Annotated in this window: 14 protein-coding genes; 7 read left to right on the plus strand and 7 right to left on the minus strand. The window is 71.7% G+C overall.

Features of this window, described 5'->3' with window-relative positions; genetic code table 11:
* Positions 1-41: 41 nt before the first annotated feature.
* Both pknB and VV01_RS07030 read right to left on the minus strand, forming a co-directional pair.
* Complete coding sequence (gene pknB / locus VV01_RS07025) at positions 42-2,009, minus strand: Stk1 family PASTA domain-containing Ser/Thr kinase (protein ID WP_050669269.1); 1,968 nt, start codon at positions 2,007-2,009, stop codon at positions 42-44.
* Between the two features lie 73 nt (positions 2,010-2,082).
* A complete protein-coding gene (locus VV01_RS07030) occupies positions 2,083-3,666 on the minus strand; it encodes a lytic transglycosylase domain-containing protein (RefSeq protein ID WP_050669270.1) in 1,584 nt (527 codons plus the stop codon).
* A 143-nt stretch (positions 3,667-3,809) separates the two neighbouring features.
* On the opposite strand from VV01_RS07030, the gene VV01_RS23815 reads away from it, so the two are divergent.
* From VV01_RS23815 to VV01_RS07045, 3 genes are read left to right on the plus strand one after another with little or no spacing between them, the layout of a single operon-like run.
* Complete coding sequence (locus VV01_RS23815; RefSeq protein ID WP_050669271.1) at positions 3,810-4,193, plus strand: Rv2175c family DNA-binding protein; 384 nt, start codon at positions 3,810-3,812, stop codon at positions 4,191-4,193.
* A 1-nt stretch (position 4,194) separates the two neighbouring features.
* Positions 4,195-4,527 (plus strand): lycopene cyclase domain-containing protein, encoded by a 333-nt coding sequence (locus VV01_RS07040; protein ID WP_050669272.1) that lies wholly within the window; start codon positions 4,195-4,197, stop codon positions 4,525-4,527.
* Positions 4,524-4,865 (plus strand): lycopene cyclase domain-containing protein, encoded by a 342-nt coding sequence (locus VV01_RS07045; RefSeq protein ID WP_050669273.1) that lies wholly within the window; start codon positions 4,524-4,526, stop codon positions 4,863-4,865. The genes VV01_RS07040 and VV01_RS07045 overlap by 4 nt, the downstream gene beginning before the upstream one ends.
* Here VV01_RS07045 and VV01_RS07050 read toward each other — a convergent pair.
* From VV01_RS07050 to VV01_RS07060, 3 genes are read right to left on the minus strand one after another with little or no spacing between them, the layout of a single operon-like run.
* Complete coding sequence (locus VV01_RS07050) at positions 4,804-5,718, minus strand: phytoene/squalene synthase family protein (protein WP_050669274.1); 915 nt, start codon at positions 5,716-5,718, stop codon at positions 4,804-4,806. The genes VV01_RS07045 and VV01_RS07050 overlap by 62 nt on opposite strands.
* A gap of 9 nt (positions 5,719-5,727) precedes the next feature.
* A complete protein-coding gene (locus VV01_RS07055; protein WP_050669275.1) occupies positions 5,728-7,227 on the minus strand; it encodes a phytoene desaturase family protein in 1,500 nt (499 codons plus the stop codon).
* Entirely contained in the window at positions 7,224-8,324 is a 1,101-nt protein-coding gene (locus VV01_RS07060) for a polyprenyl synthetase family protein (protein ID WP_050669276.1), read from the minus strand. Before VV01_RS07060 ends, VV01_RS07055 begins: the two co-directional genes overlap by 4 nt.
* Positions 8,325-8,390: 66 nt before the next feature.
* Between VV01_RS07060 and VV01_RS07065 the strand changes: the two genes are divergently transcribed.
* Positions 8,391-9,293, plus strand: coding sequence for a methylenetetrahydrofolate reductase (locus tag VV01_RS07065; protein WP_050669277.1), 903 nt, complete (start codon positions 8,391-8,393; stop codon positions 9,291-9,293).
* 9 nt (positions 9,294-9,302) lie between these two features.
* On the opposite strand, the gene VV01_RS07070 is transcribed toward VV01_RS07065, so the two are convergent.
* Positions 9,303-9,860, minus strand: a complete 558-nt coding sequence (locus VV01_RS07070) for a YbaK/EbsC family protein (protein ID WP_082220861.1) — start codon at positions 9,858-9,860, stop codon at positions 9,303-9,305.
* Positions 9,861-9,993: 133 nt separating this feature from the next.
* On the opposite strand from VV01_RS07070, the gene VV01_RS07075 reads away from it, so the two are divergent.
* From VV01_RS07075 to VV01_RS07085, 3 genes are all read left to right on the plus strand, one after another.
* Complete coding sequence (locus tag VV01_RS07075) at positions 9,994-10,281, plus strand: hypothetical protein (RefSeq protein WP_050669278.1); 288 nt, start codon at positions 9,994-9,996, stop codon at positions 10,279-10,281.
* A gap of 26 nt (positions 10,282-10,307) precedes the next feature.
* Positions 10,308-10,772, plus strand: a complete 465-nt coding sequence (locus tag VV01_RS07080; RefSeq protein WP_050669279.1) for an SAV_6107 family HEPN domain-containing protein — start codon at positions 10,308-10,310, stop codon at positions 10,770-10,772.
* Between the two features lie 229 nt (positions 10,773-11,001).
* Positions 11,002-11,415 carry a DUF3040 domain-containing protein gene (locus VV01_RS07085; RefSeq protein WP_050669280.1) on the plus strand — a complete coding sequence of 138 codons (414 nt, stop codon included), beginning with the start codon at positions 11,002-11,004 and terminating at the stop codon, positions 11,413-11,415.
* A 74-nt stretch (positions 11,416-11,489) separates the two neighbouring features.
* On the opposite strand, the gene VV01_RS07090 is transcribed toward VV01_RS07085, so the two are convergent.
* A complete protein-coding gene (locus VV01_RS07090; protein WP_050669281.1) occupies positions 11,490-11,972 on the minus strand; it encodes a DUF456 domain-containing protein in 483 nt (160 codons plus the stop codon).
* Between the last annotated feature and the right edge of the window lie 20 nt (positions 11,973-11,992).

An 11,992-nucleotide genomic window follows, 5' to 3' on the forward strand; every position in this document is an offset into this window, starting at 1 on the left:
CGGCCATCCGCGCTGCGGGTGGCCGGGCCCCTCGCGGTCGGTCAGACCACCGAGAGGGTGACCTCCGTGCCGCGGGGCACCTGACTGCCGGGGGCGGGGTTCTGGTCACGCACGGTGTCGAAGATGCCTCCGAACACCCGCGACACCTTCACCTTGAGGCCGGCCGCCTCGAGCGTGCGACGCGCCTCGCCGACCTTCATGTCGATCACGCGGGGGACCGCGATGATCTGCGGGCCCTTGGAGACCGTGAGCGTCACGGTCTCGCCACGGAACAGCGTTCCGGTCGACGGGTTCTGGCTGATGACGCTGCCGTTCGGGACGGTGTCGCTGAACGCCTGGGGCGCGAGCGACACCGCGAGCCCGGCGTCGGTGAGAGCACCCGAAGCCTGCTCCTGCGTCTGTCCGGTGACGGTCGGCACGGTGATCGGCTGCCGTCCCTTGCTCACCACCAGGTCGACGCGAGCGCCCTTCTTCTGCTCGGCGCCGGTGCCGGGACGGCTGCTCACGACCTGTCCGGCGGGAACGGTCTCGTGGAAGGCCTGCGTCACGGTGCCGACCGCGAGATGACCGGCGGTGAGCCGTTGTCGAGCAGTCGCCTGGTCGACCCCGGTGAGCTGGGGGACGAGGTACCGCTCGGGGCCCTTGGAGACCTCCAGCACCACCGCCTCGGACTTGCGCTGGTCGCTGCCTGCGCCCGGGACCGTGCGCACGACCGTGTCGCGGGGCACGGTCTCGCTGAAGACCTCCCGCACCTGGGCCGACAGTCCGGACTGGTCGATCGCGCGTACGGCCGAGCCTCGGCTGAGGTGCGTGACGTCAGGTACCGAGGCGGACGCGCCGGGGCCGGCGCCCCACCACCACACCGCTCCGCCGCCGACCACCGCGATCACGACGGCGATCGCCGCGGCGACCCACCAGCCCGTACGCGGACCGTCGCGGTGCGGTGCACCCGACCGGTCGGCGCGGGCACCAGCCGGACGCCGCGGGGCCGGCCGCGCTCCGACGGCCCGGGCACCGGTCGTCCGTGCGGATGCCGGACGTGCGGCCGCAGGAGGGCGGCGCAGCCTGCTCGTGGCGTCGCGGCGATCGATCGCCGCGGTCGAGGTCGGCGCCGAGTCAGGAGTACGGGCCGGCCCGGGGCGGTGGTCGAGGTCGGCGTCGTCGAGCCGGCTGCGGGCCTGGCGGGTCTCGGAGAGCATCTCGCCCGCGTTGGCGGGGCGGCGTACAGGGTCCTTGGCCGAGGCGAGCGCGACGAGCTCGTCGAGCTCGGCCGGAACGCTGGGCACGGCATCGGAGGGCATCGGCACCGCGCCGTGGACGTGCTGGTAGGCCACGTGGATCGGGCTGTCGCCTGGGTAGGCCTTCTCACCGGTCAGCATCTCGAACAGCAGCAGGCCCGAGGAGTAGACGTCGCTGCGCTGGTCGACCGTGCCGTGCTCGACCTGCTCGGGCGACAGGTAGGCGGCCGTGCCGAGCAGCACGTCGCTGTTGGTGGTGAGGGTGTCGGTCGTCACGGCGCGCGCGAGTCCGAAGTCGGCCACCTTGATGGTGCCCTCGTCGCTGATCAGGACGTTCTCGGGCTTGACGTCACGGTGGACCAGACCCGCCGCGTGCGCCGCCCGTAGGGCGCGCAGGACCGCTTCGTAGATGTCCAGGGCCGCCCGGGGAGTGAGGGGTGCGTCCGCCCGGATGACGTCACGCAGCGTCTGGCCGCGGACGAGCTCCATGGCCAGGAAGACGTACGACGCGTCCTGGCCCTGGTCGTACACGCTGACGACGTTGGGGTGGGCCAGCCGTGCAGCTGATCGCGCCTCTCGGCGAAAACGGGCGACGAAGGCGTCGTCACGGCTCAGGTCGGTCCGCATGACCTTCAGCGCGACCTCACGGTCGAGGCGCTCGTCGACGGCGACGAAGACACTGCCCATGCCGCCGTCCGCGAGGTGGGAGCGGATGCGGTAGCGGCCGTCGATCACACGACCGACGAGCGATGAAGAGGCGACCTTGGACACTCCCCGAGTGTACGAATGGCAGACGGTTCGACTGGTGGCGGCGCAACAGGTGGACCGGTGCCGCGCTCAGCGGTCAGAACCGTGCCATGTGCGCCTTGACGTTGCGGACGTAGGCCCGGGTGTCGGGGTACATGCCGTTCTCGCGGACACCCCCGAGGCCCTGGTAGTAGCCGGCGATCGCCTGGTCGCGGCTGCTCGCGTGCGTGGTGAGCCAGCGCAGCATGACGACGCCCGCCGTGACGTTGTCGCGCGGATCCATCAGGTTGAGGCGGCGACCGACCATGTCACCGCACCACTGGCCGGTGCTCGGCATGACCTGCATGATGCCGACGGCATTGGCGACCGACACCGAACGCTGATTCCATCCCGACTCCTGCCAGCCGATCGCCAGGGCCAGCTTGGGGTTGACGCCGTAGCGGCGAGCGGTCTGCACGATCAGGTCGCGGGTCTGGCTGCGGGTCGGCACGGCGACATGCCGCAGTGCCTCACGGTTCTTGGCCGCCGACGCGACGACGTGGTCGGGGTAGGTGCGCCCGAGGAAGGTGTTGGACGAGCTGCGGCTGGTGGTCCTGGCCGGCTTCTTCGCGGAGGGCTTCTTGGCGGCGGGCTTGTGGGCGCTCGGCTTGGCCGCGGGCTTCTTGGCGGCCGGCCGGGCTGCGGGCTTCTTTGCGGCCGGCTTGGCCGGGGCGACCGTCGTACCCGGCGCGGGGATCCGCAGCACCGTGCCGACCGCCACGCGGTTGGGGTCGGTGAGCCCGTTGGCGTTCATCAGGTTGCGCCATCCGACGCCGTACCTGCGGCCGAGCTCGATGAGGTTCTCGCCGGACCGGACGGTGTGGATGCGTGGCGTGATGCGCACCGGCGTCTTGGGGCGTGGTGCGGCCGGCGTGTGCGACACAGGTGTCGCACTGGTGGGCTTGCGCGCCGCGGGTGGCGTGGCCGGGCTCGCGACCGGTGCGCCCTTGGCGGGGATGCGCAGCACCGTGCCGACCGCGACCCGGTTGGGGTCGGACATGCCGTTGGCGTTCATGAGCGCCCGCCAGCCGACGCCGTACCGCGTGCCGAGGCCGATGAGGTTCTCGCCCGGTCGCACGGTGTGCGTACGAGGCGTGACGGCCGCGGGTGCGACGCTGCGGCTCGCTGCCGGGGTACGTCGAGGGGGCGTCGCCTGCGTCGGCGCGGCCGTACCGGGGCTCACCGGCACTCGCAGGACGCGACCCGTCTGCAGCTGGTTGGGGTCGGACATGCCGTTGGCCTTCATCAGCGCAGACCAGCCGACGCCGTAACGGATGCCCAGGGTGATGAGGTTGTCGCCCGGCTGCACCACGTGGGTGCGCATCTGGCGTGCAGGCGTCTTGGCGGCGGTCGCGCGACGCGCCGGAGCCGGGCTCTGCTTGCGCGGCGCGGGAGCCGTCGACCGCGCCGGAGCGGTGCCCGCCGGGACCTGCAGGACCTTGCCCGCCGTGAGCGCACGCGGGTTGGTGATCCGGTTGGCGTGCACCAGCGCGGCGACCGTCGTACGGTGCTGGACGGCGAGCTTGGCGAGGGAGTCGCCCGGGCGGACCGTGTAGCGCACCCAGGTGCGTCCCTGGTTCAGCTCCGCCGGGCTGTGCAGCGCATGGGGGTTGGCCGGCGGCGTGTAGTCGAACGGTGCCATGTCGGGTCCTCTCGCCTCGGGCTCCGCCGGTGCGTGGTGCTGATGTGACGGGTGTGACGTCGCTGGACGCTAGCGAAGATCGGTCGGGGTTCCACGCAGGCGCGCCCGGGGCGCGGCGTACCCGGTCTGGCAGGCTGGGCGTCGTGAATGACGCGAACGAGCAGGTCGACCGCACCCTCGAGCAGCTGGTCGGCGAGTGGCTGAACGTCCCCGACCTCGCCGAGGCGCTGGGGCTGTCGCTGAAGCAGGTCCGCCAGCTGATCAACGACCGTGAGCTGCTGTCCCACCGGGTGGGCGAGCGGCTGGTCGTCGCGGTGCCTGCGCTGTTCGTCAAGGACGGTGAGGTGCTGCCGCATCTCGCCGGCACGATCACGGTGCTCGCCGACGCCGGGCTGACCGACGAGGAGGCCCTGACGTGGTTGTTCACCCCGGACGACACGTTGCCCGTCGAGGGTGCTCCCGTGCACATGCTCGTGGCCGGTCGCCGGGCCGAGGTGCGCAAGCGCGCCCAGGAGCTCGCGTTCTGACATGAGACACCTGGCCTACGCCGGGATGCTCGCGTTCTGCCTGCTCGGCACCGTGCCGCTCGACCGTGTCTTCCGCCTAGGCGTGCTCCGGCAGGTACGACGACTCGCGCTCACCCTGGCGGTCGCCGCGGGGCCGTTCCTCGTCTGGGACCTGTGGGCGACCCACGCCGGGCACTGGTGGTTCGACGACGCCCAGACCCTGCCCCTGCGCGTCCTCGGTGTGCCGTGGGAGGAGGTCGGCTTCTTCGTGGTCATCCCGATCGCCGCGATCCTCACCCACGCGGCAGTCGCCGAGGTGCGCGGACGGCGTACGGCACGTCGAGCGCGTCGATGACCTACACGATGCTCGCCGCGGTGGCGGTGCCGCTCGCTGTCCTGATCGATCTGCTGGTGCTGCGCACACGGCTGGTGCTGAGCTCGACGTGGTGGCTGTCGTACGCCGTCGTGGTCGGGTTCCAGCTGCTCACCAACGGCTGGCTCACCGGACGCGGCATCGTGCGGTACGACCCGGGCACCATCATCGGCGGCGCCGAGCCCCGGCTGCTCGGCGACGGACGGATCGCCTACGCGCCGGTCGAGGACCTGGGTTTCGGGTTCGCGCTGGTGCTGCTCAGCTGCGCCGTGTGGACCCGGCTGGGTCGTGCTCGCCGGGCAACGGACGCCACGAGGTGAGGACGGCGCGGACACGGTCGCGGTGCGGGACGACGGCGCGGCGGCTGAAGACATCGAGGTCGGCTGCCTCGATCTCGTCCAGGATCTGCGCGTAGAGCCGGCTCGCCGCACGCAGGCACGGTCGGGCCCATCGGTCGACAGCGGCGACGCCGGCCTCGGACTCGGCGTATAGGGCTCGGGCACGGGCGATCTCGTGGGCCAGCACCGCGCGCATCCGTGGGTTCACCCGGCCGTCGCGGACGCCGGCCGCGATGTCGTCGTCGGTCGCGCCGAACCGGCGCAGGTCGGACTGGGGGAGGTAGACCCGGCCACGACCGAAGTCCTCTGCGACGTCGCGGACGAAGTTGGTGAGCTGGAACGCCTCACCGAGTCGCCCCGCGCGCAGGAGTGCGTCGTCACCGCGCGCGCCGAGCAGCGGTGCCATCAGCTCGCCGATCACGGCGGCGCTGCCGCGCATGTATCCGCGCAGGTCGTCCCACGTGTCGTAGCGCGTGACCGTGAGGTCCTGCTGCATCGAGTCGAGGAACTCCTCGAGCAGGTGGGGGTCGAGGTCGTAACGGCGCAGGGTGTGCCACGTGGCCGCGAGCACGGGCTCGGCGACCGCGTGCGGCGGATGGTCGTTGCGCAGCTGCTCGGTCGCCGACACGCGCCAGGCGAGGAAGTCGTGGGGCCCTGTCGGTCCCGGTGAGTCGACCATCTCGTCGGCGACCCGCGCGAAGGCGTACAGCGCATGGACGTGCGGCTGGCGGTCACGGGGGAGGAGCCGGGTGGCGAGGTAGAACGTGCGGCCGTAGCGGCGGTGGATGCGGCGGCAGGCGTCGTACGCGCCGTCGAGCGGGGTCGAGGTGGGCACGGGTCGTCCTCAGTGCCAGGCCCGGGAGCGGTACGCCGGGTCGCGGCCGACCAGTCGCTCGGCGGCCAGCCGCCCGCTGATCACGACCATGGGTACGCCGATGCCGGGCGTCGTGCCCGAACCGGCCAGCACGATCCGGTCGGTCACCTGGTTGGGCGTGCGGAACGGACCGCTCTGGGAGAAGGTGTGGGCGGCCGAAAGCGGTGTGCCACCAGCGAATCCGCGCCGCATCCAGTCAGCCGGCGTGATGAGCTCCTCGGCCTCGAGGTGCGGGGAGAGGTCGCCGAAGCCGGCCGCGTCGAGGTGGTCGAGCATGTGCCGCCGGTACGACGGTCGGAGCGTCTCCCAGTCCAGCGCTGTGCGGTGCCGAAGGTGCGGTGCGGGGAACAGTGCGTACAGGACGTCGTGCCCGGGCGGAGCGATTGTGGGGTCGGTACGCGAGGGGACTGAGACCAGGAAGGACGGGTCGCGCATGAGGCGACCTCGGTCGAGGTCGTCGAAGACCTCGTCCCAGGCGTTGCCGAGGTGGATCGTGTGGTGACCTCGGCCGGGAATGCGTCGGCGGACACCGGCGGCGAGCACGACGCAGCTGGGGGAGAGGCGTACCGGTCGGCGCAGAGCGCGCGGCGATCGGTCGCCGAGAAGCGTTGCGGCAGAGTCTGGTTCGCAGGTCAGCACGACCGAGTCGGCCACATGGCGGACGCCGTCGGCCGTCGTGACGGACACGCTCCGGCCGTCGTCGACCACCGAGGTCACGGTCGTGCCGTAACGGATCTCGGCGCCGTGGCGTGCGAGCGCCCCGGCCATCGCAGCGGGGATCGCGTTGATGCCTCCTTGCGGATAGGTCACGCCCTCGACGAGGTCCATGGCCGTGATGATCGCGAACACCCCGAGCGCGCGGGCCGGCGAGACCCCGGCGTACAGCGCCTGAAAGCTGAACGCACGACGCAGCCGTTCGTCCTCGAAGTAGCGCGCGATCACGCGGTCGAGGCGCGAGAACCCTTGCAGGCGAACGATGTCGAGCAGTGAGCGGTTGGCCAGTGACGCCGGCGAACCGAGGTTGCGGTCGATGAAGGACGGCAGCTCGACGCAGTAGAGCGCGCGCAGGTGGTCGACGAGTCTGAGGTAACCCGCGGCGTCGCCCGGCCCGGCGAGGGCCTGGATGCGCGACGCCATGACGGCGGAGTCCGTGGTCAGCGCCAGTGTCGAGCCGTCGTGCAGCTGAGCGACGTACGCGGGGTCGACGGGCAGCAGCCGGACGTGGTCGTCGAGGTCTTCGCCGACCGCGGCGAAGGCGTCGGCCAGCACACCGGGCACGGTCACGACGGTCGGACCGGTGTCGAGGGAGTAGCCGGACCGCTGCAGCCGGGGCGCGCGACCACCGGGGCCGTCGGCGCTCTCGAGGACCGTGACCTCGCGTCCGGCCCCGGTGAGGTGCAGTGCGGCCGACAGCCCCGCCAGGCCGGCGCCGACGACGATCACGTGGCCGCCGGGTGCCGTGCGGGTCACGACGAGCGTGCGGTGGAGATCTCGACCAGCTCCAGCAGAGCCGCACGCGCGGCAGGCTGCAGCGACCCGAGCGACCCGAGCGACCCGAGCGTCTCGAGCGCTCTCCTGGCGCCGTCCGCGAGCTCGGTGATGAGGTCCTCGACGCGCGTCACCGCGCCGGTCTCGGTGATCAGCTCGCGCATCCAGCGGACGTCGTCATCGCTCAGGTCGGCGCGACCGAGCAGGTCCTCGAAGCGTGCGGTGCGCTCGTCGTCCAGGCCGTCGAGGGCGTAGGCGATGAGCACGGTGCGCTTGCCCTCGCGCAGGTCGTCGCCCGCGGGCTTGCCCGTCGCGTCGGGGTCACCGAACACGCCCAGCACGTCGTCACGCAGCTGGAACGCCTCGCCCAGGCCGAGCCCGTACGCCGAGAGCCCGGCGACCGTGGCGTCGTCGGCGCCCGCGCACAGCGCACCGATGAGCAGCGGCTGCTCGACGGTGTAGCGAGCGCTCTTGACCCGGGCGACGTGGCGAGCTCGCTCGACGCGCTGCTCGGTCGTCGCGCCCTCCCAGCCGAGGGCCGCCTCGAGCACGTCGAGGAACTGGCCACCCATGAGCTGGGTGCGCATCGCGTCGAACAGGCCACGACCTCGGGCGAGCTGGTCAGCGGGGAGCCCGCTCGTGGCGTACATCTCATCGGTCCAGGTCAGGCACAGGTCACCCGCGAGGGTGGCGCCCGCCGCACCGAACCGGTCGCTGTCGCCGTGCCAACCACGCTCGGAGTGCAGCGCGGCGATCCGGCGGTGCACGGCGGGCTGTCCACGGCGGGTGTCGCTGTCGTCCATGACGTCGTCGTGGATGAGCGCGGCGGCCTGGAACATCTCCATCGACGCCGCGGCGCGCAGGAGGGCGTCGCTGTCGGCGCCGCCGAGGGCGCGGTAGCCCCAGTAGAAGAACGCCGCGCGCAGCCGCTTGCCGCCGCTGAGCAGGTCGGTGGTCGCGGAGAGCAGGATGTCGGTGGCCGGCCCGACAGGCGCGAGCACCTCCTGCTGCGACTTCAGCTGGGTGTCGACCGCGGCCTGCACGCGGGAGCGCAGGTCGACGTCCAGGGAGCTGGCCAACGCGGGTCCTTCCGTCAGGTGGTCGGCACGAGCGTACGTGCCGGGAGCGCGTCTACGATCGGCGGCATGACTGTCGCTGCTGGTCGCAACGTCCGTTCAGGCGCCGTCTCGATCCCGCAGATGCTGGCGCAGGAGGGCACCGCGTACAGCTTCGAGTTCTTCCCGCCCAAGGACGACGCCGCCGAGGCCGTGCTGTGGGAGTCGGTGCGACGCATCGAGCGTATTCGCCCCTCCTTCGTGTCGGTGACCTACGGCGCGGGCGGCTCGACCCGTGACCGCACGGTCCGGGTGACCGGCCGGATCGCCGCCGAGACCACGCTCGTCCCCATGGCCCACCTCACCTGCGTGGGCTCCTCGGTGCACGAGCTGCGGCAGGTGATCGGTGAGTACGCCGCCGCCGGGATCTCCAACGTCCTGGCTCTGCGGGGCGACCCGCAGGGCGGCCTCGACGCGCCGTGGGTCGCCCACCCCGAGGGCCTCGACCACGCCGACGACCTGGTGCGGCTGGTGCGTTCGCTCGGCAGCTTCACGGTGGGCGTGGCTGCGTTCCCGGACAAGCACCCCGAGTCGCGTTCTCTGGAGGAGGACGCCGAGACGTTGGTGCGCAAGGCCGACGCGGGTGCGGAGTTCGCCATCACGCAGATGGTCACCGACGTCGACTCCTACCTGCGGCTGCGCGACCTCGTCGCTGCGCGCGGTCGCGACCTGCCGATCGTCCCGGGTCTGATGCCGGTCACTCGGCACGGTCAGCTCGAGCGCATGACCGCTCTCAACGGGCAGCCGCTGGCGGCGGAGGTCGTGCGCCGGATCGAGGCGGTCAAGGACGACCCCGACGCCGTGCGCTCCGAGGGCATCGCCATCGCCACCGAGCACGCCACGCGGCTGCGCGACGAGGGTGCGCCCGGCATCCACTTCATCACCATGAACCGCTCCACGGCGACGCTCGAGGTGTTCGACAACCTCCAGTGACCGCTGCGGTCAGGCGACCTCGGCCGCCTGGCCAGCGGTGATGCGCAGCAGCTCGTCGTAGGACGTCGCGAACACGATGCGCGGGTGGCCACCGGCCGCCCAGACCTGCGCGTACCTGCTGAGGGCGACGTCGACGACGGTTGCCACCGGGGTGAGCGATCCGACCGGGGCCACCCCGCCGATCGCGAAACCTGTGATGCGGCGTACGGACTCGGCGTCCATCAGCTCCAGGTGGTCGAGGTCGAGGAGCACGCCGAGCTTGACCGGGTCGACGCGGTGGGCATCTGAGGTCAGGACGAGCAGGGGATGGTCCCGGCCGTCGAGGCCGTACGCCCGGAACAGCAACGAGCTGGCGATCTGACCCACCTCGACGTCTAGCTGTGCGGCGGCTGCCTGTGCGCTGCGGGCAGGCTCGGGCAGAGCGAGCATCCGGGCGGACGCTGCCTGCTCGTCGAGGGCCTGCTGCACTCGCAGCACAGCGGCGTGCCGGCTCAGCGCGCGGCTGTCGGTGGTCGGCGGCACAGTGGGCTCCGGTGGAGCGGGCTGGGCCTGGTCCTCCTCGGACATGGCAGGACCGTAGCGGTATCCCGGGTCCACGTCGCGCAGGTTCTCGGCGAGGGGTTGGCGGTGTCGGTCCGGCGCGCTAGTGTCGAGACATCACATCGAACACATGTTCGATATTGGGTGAGGGAGGGCTGGCATGGCCACGATCGAGACGATGCGTCCGCACGAGGTCCTGGTGCGCACCGACGACGAGCAGGGCCCGGCCAGTGCGCCGGTGATGTTCGTGTGGGGCGAGCACGTGTGGGTCGTACGACGAGTGGTGGACCGACTGCCGATCGCCTCTCGCCCGGTGGAGCCGACAGTGGTGTGGCGTGTGGAGGCCAGCGCGGGTCGTGACGGCGACAGCGCGGTGGTCGAGCTCGCCCGCGTCGGCACGGGCGGCCCGGCGCAGCAGGGCTGGACGCTCCGGGTCGTCGGCGCCTGAGGCCACGCAGCAGAGGGGAGCGGTCCATGAGCATCTCGTCGGCACCTACCTCACGACGGGGTCGGCCCACGGCGCCTGTGCCTGTGACGGGTGCGGTCCTGGACCTCGTGGAGCGGTCACGCACCGGCCTGCGTGCCGCGTGCCATGCGCAGGGCGCAGGTGAGCGTTTCGGGCTGGCTCATCAGGCGGCCGTCCGGGGTGCTGCGGCTCTTCTCGCGGCCGAAGCACCCGCGCCTGCGCGATCACGACCTCGCAGCGTCTGGGACTCCGTCGCCCGGTGCGCCCCTGAGCTCACCGAGTGGTCGGTCTTCCTGGCGGCCGCCGGCCGACGCAAGCTGGCTGTCGACCGGGGCTCGGTCGAGATGACCAGTCGTGAGGCCGATGACCTGGTGCGTCAGGCGGAGGTCTTCCTCGATCTGGTGCTCGGTCACCTCGGGCTGCCGGTCCAGGCGTCGGTGACCCGTTGCATGACCCCGGTCAACCGCCCCTGAGGCGCCGTTCGACGGGGCACCTCCGCAGCATCCGGTGCGTTGAGCCGATGACGGGTCGGCCGCGTACAGCTGACGTCCGTCAGTTCGGTCACCACCGATTCACACCGCTGACTACCGCGGCGTATTCTGGAGACCTATCCTGACCAGCACGCGGCTGAGGCCTTTCGGCCACGCAGAGGCCGGATGACTTACCGTCGCGACAGCGTTCGGAACGTGGGAGGTGTCAACGGTGCCGCTCTCCGAGCACGAGCAGCGCCTGCTCGACCAGATGGAGCAGGCCCTGTACGACGAGGACCCCAAATTCGCCTCACACATGGTGAGTGACCCGTCCCGCCAGCGCACGAAGCGACGCATGATCATCGGCGGCGCCGTGCTCCTCGTGGGTCTCGGCATGGTCATCCTCGGCGTGATGTCCCAGCAGATCTGGCTGGGTGGCGTCGGCTTCGCCGTGATGGTCGCCGGCGGTGCGTACGCCGTGACGCCGGGTCACCGTCGCACGCTCGGCTCCGTCGGTGAGGACGGCAACGTGACGCTGCACCAGGACAAGCCCAAGAAGCGCGGTGCGCGCACCAAGGGTGCCGGGACGTTCATGGAGCGGATGGAGCAGCGCTGGGACCGCCGCCGCGGACAGGACGGCTGGTAGGACCTCGCTCCGCCCCCTGGAGATGCACGAAGGCCGCCCACGGGCGGCCTTCGTGCTGTCCGGACCGTGTGGGGTCAGCGGGTCACGAGCAGTCCGACGACCCAGGTCGCGGCCACCAGGCACGCCGCGGCGAGCTCGATGCCGATGCTGAGCAGAACACCACGCAGCGCGATCTTCGTGGCCGACCAGGCTGCGGCGGTGCTGCGCAGGCGCAGATGCTCCACGAGGTAGACGCCGAGCACGAACCCGATGAACAGGCCGACGACGGGGATCACGAAGAACCCGACGATGGCGCAGACGGCCCCGGCCAGGAGCGTGCGGGTCGGCACACCCGCAGCGCGCATCCGGCGTGACGGCACGAGGTACTGCACGGTCCAGCCGAAGACGGCGATCGCCAGGCAGATGCCGAAGAACACCCAGGCGGTGCGGTCACCGCGGTCGGCGGCCCACAGGAGCACTCCGCCCATCGTGAGCAGCAGACCGGGCAGGACGGGGATGACCAGCCCGACGATCCCGGCGGCGATGAGAACGGCAGCGGCGACCGTCACGAGCTCCATGGCGGAAAACCTAGCGGGCC

This window comes from Luteipulveratus halotolerans (assembly GCF_001247745.1).
GTDB lineage: Bacteria > Actinomycetota > Actinomycetes > Actinomycetales > Dermatophilaceae > Luteipulveratus > Luteipulveratus halotolerans.

Excerpts from the sequence above, each read along its gene's own strand:
- VV01_RS07030 (WP_050669270.1), bottom strand. The coding sequence starts at position 3,666 with ATGGCACCGTTCGACTACACGCCGCCGGCCAACCCCCATGCGCTGCAC.
- VV01_RS07040 (WP_050669272.1), top strand. The coding sequence starts at position 4,195 with ATGAGACACCTGGCCTACGCCGGGATGCTCGCGTTCTGCCTGCTCGGC.
- VV01_RS07045 (WP_050669273.1), top strand. The coding sequence starts at position 4,524 with ATGACCTACACGATGCTCGCCGCGGTGGCGGTGCCGCTCGCTGTCCTG.
- VV01_RS07065 (WP_050669277.1), top strand. The coding sequence starts at position 8,391 with ATGACTGTCGCTGCTGGTCGCAACGTCCGTTCAGGCGCCGTCTCGATC.
- VV01_RS07070 (WP_082220861.1), bottom strand. The coding sequence starts at position 9,860 with ATGTCCGAGGAGGACCAGGCCCAGCCCGCTCCACCGGAGCCCACTGTG.
- VV01_RS07075 (WP_050669278.1), top strand. The coding sequence starts at position 9,994 with ATGGCCACGATCGAGACGATGCGTCCGCACGAGGTCCTGGTGCGCACC.
- VV01_RS07080 (WP_050669279.1), top strand. The coding sequence starts at position 10,308 with ATGAGCATCTCGTCGGCACCTACCTCACGACGGGGTCGGCCCACGGCG.
- VV01_RS07090 (WP_050669281.1), bottom strand. The coding sequence starts at position 11,972 with ATGGAGCTCGTGACGGTCGCCGCTGCCGTTCTCATCGCCGCCGGGATC.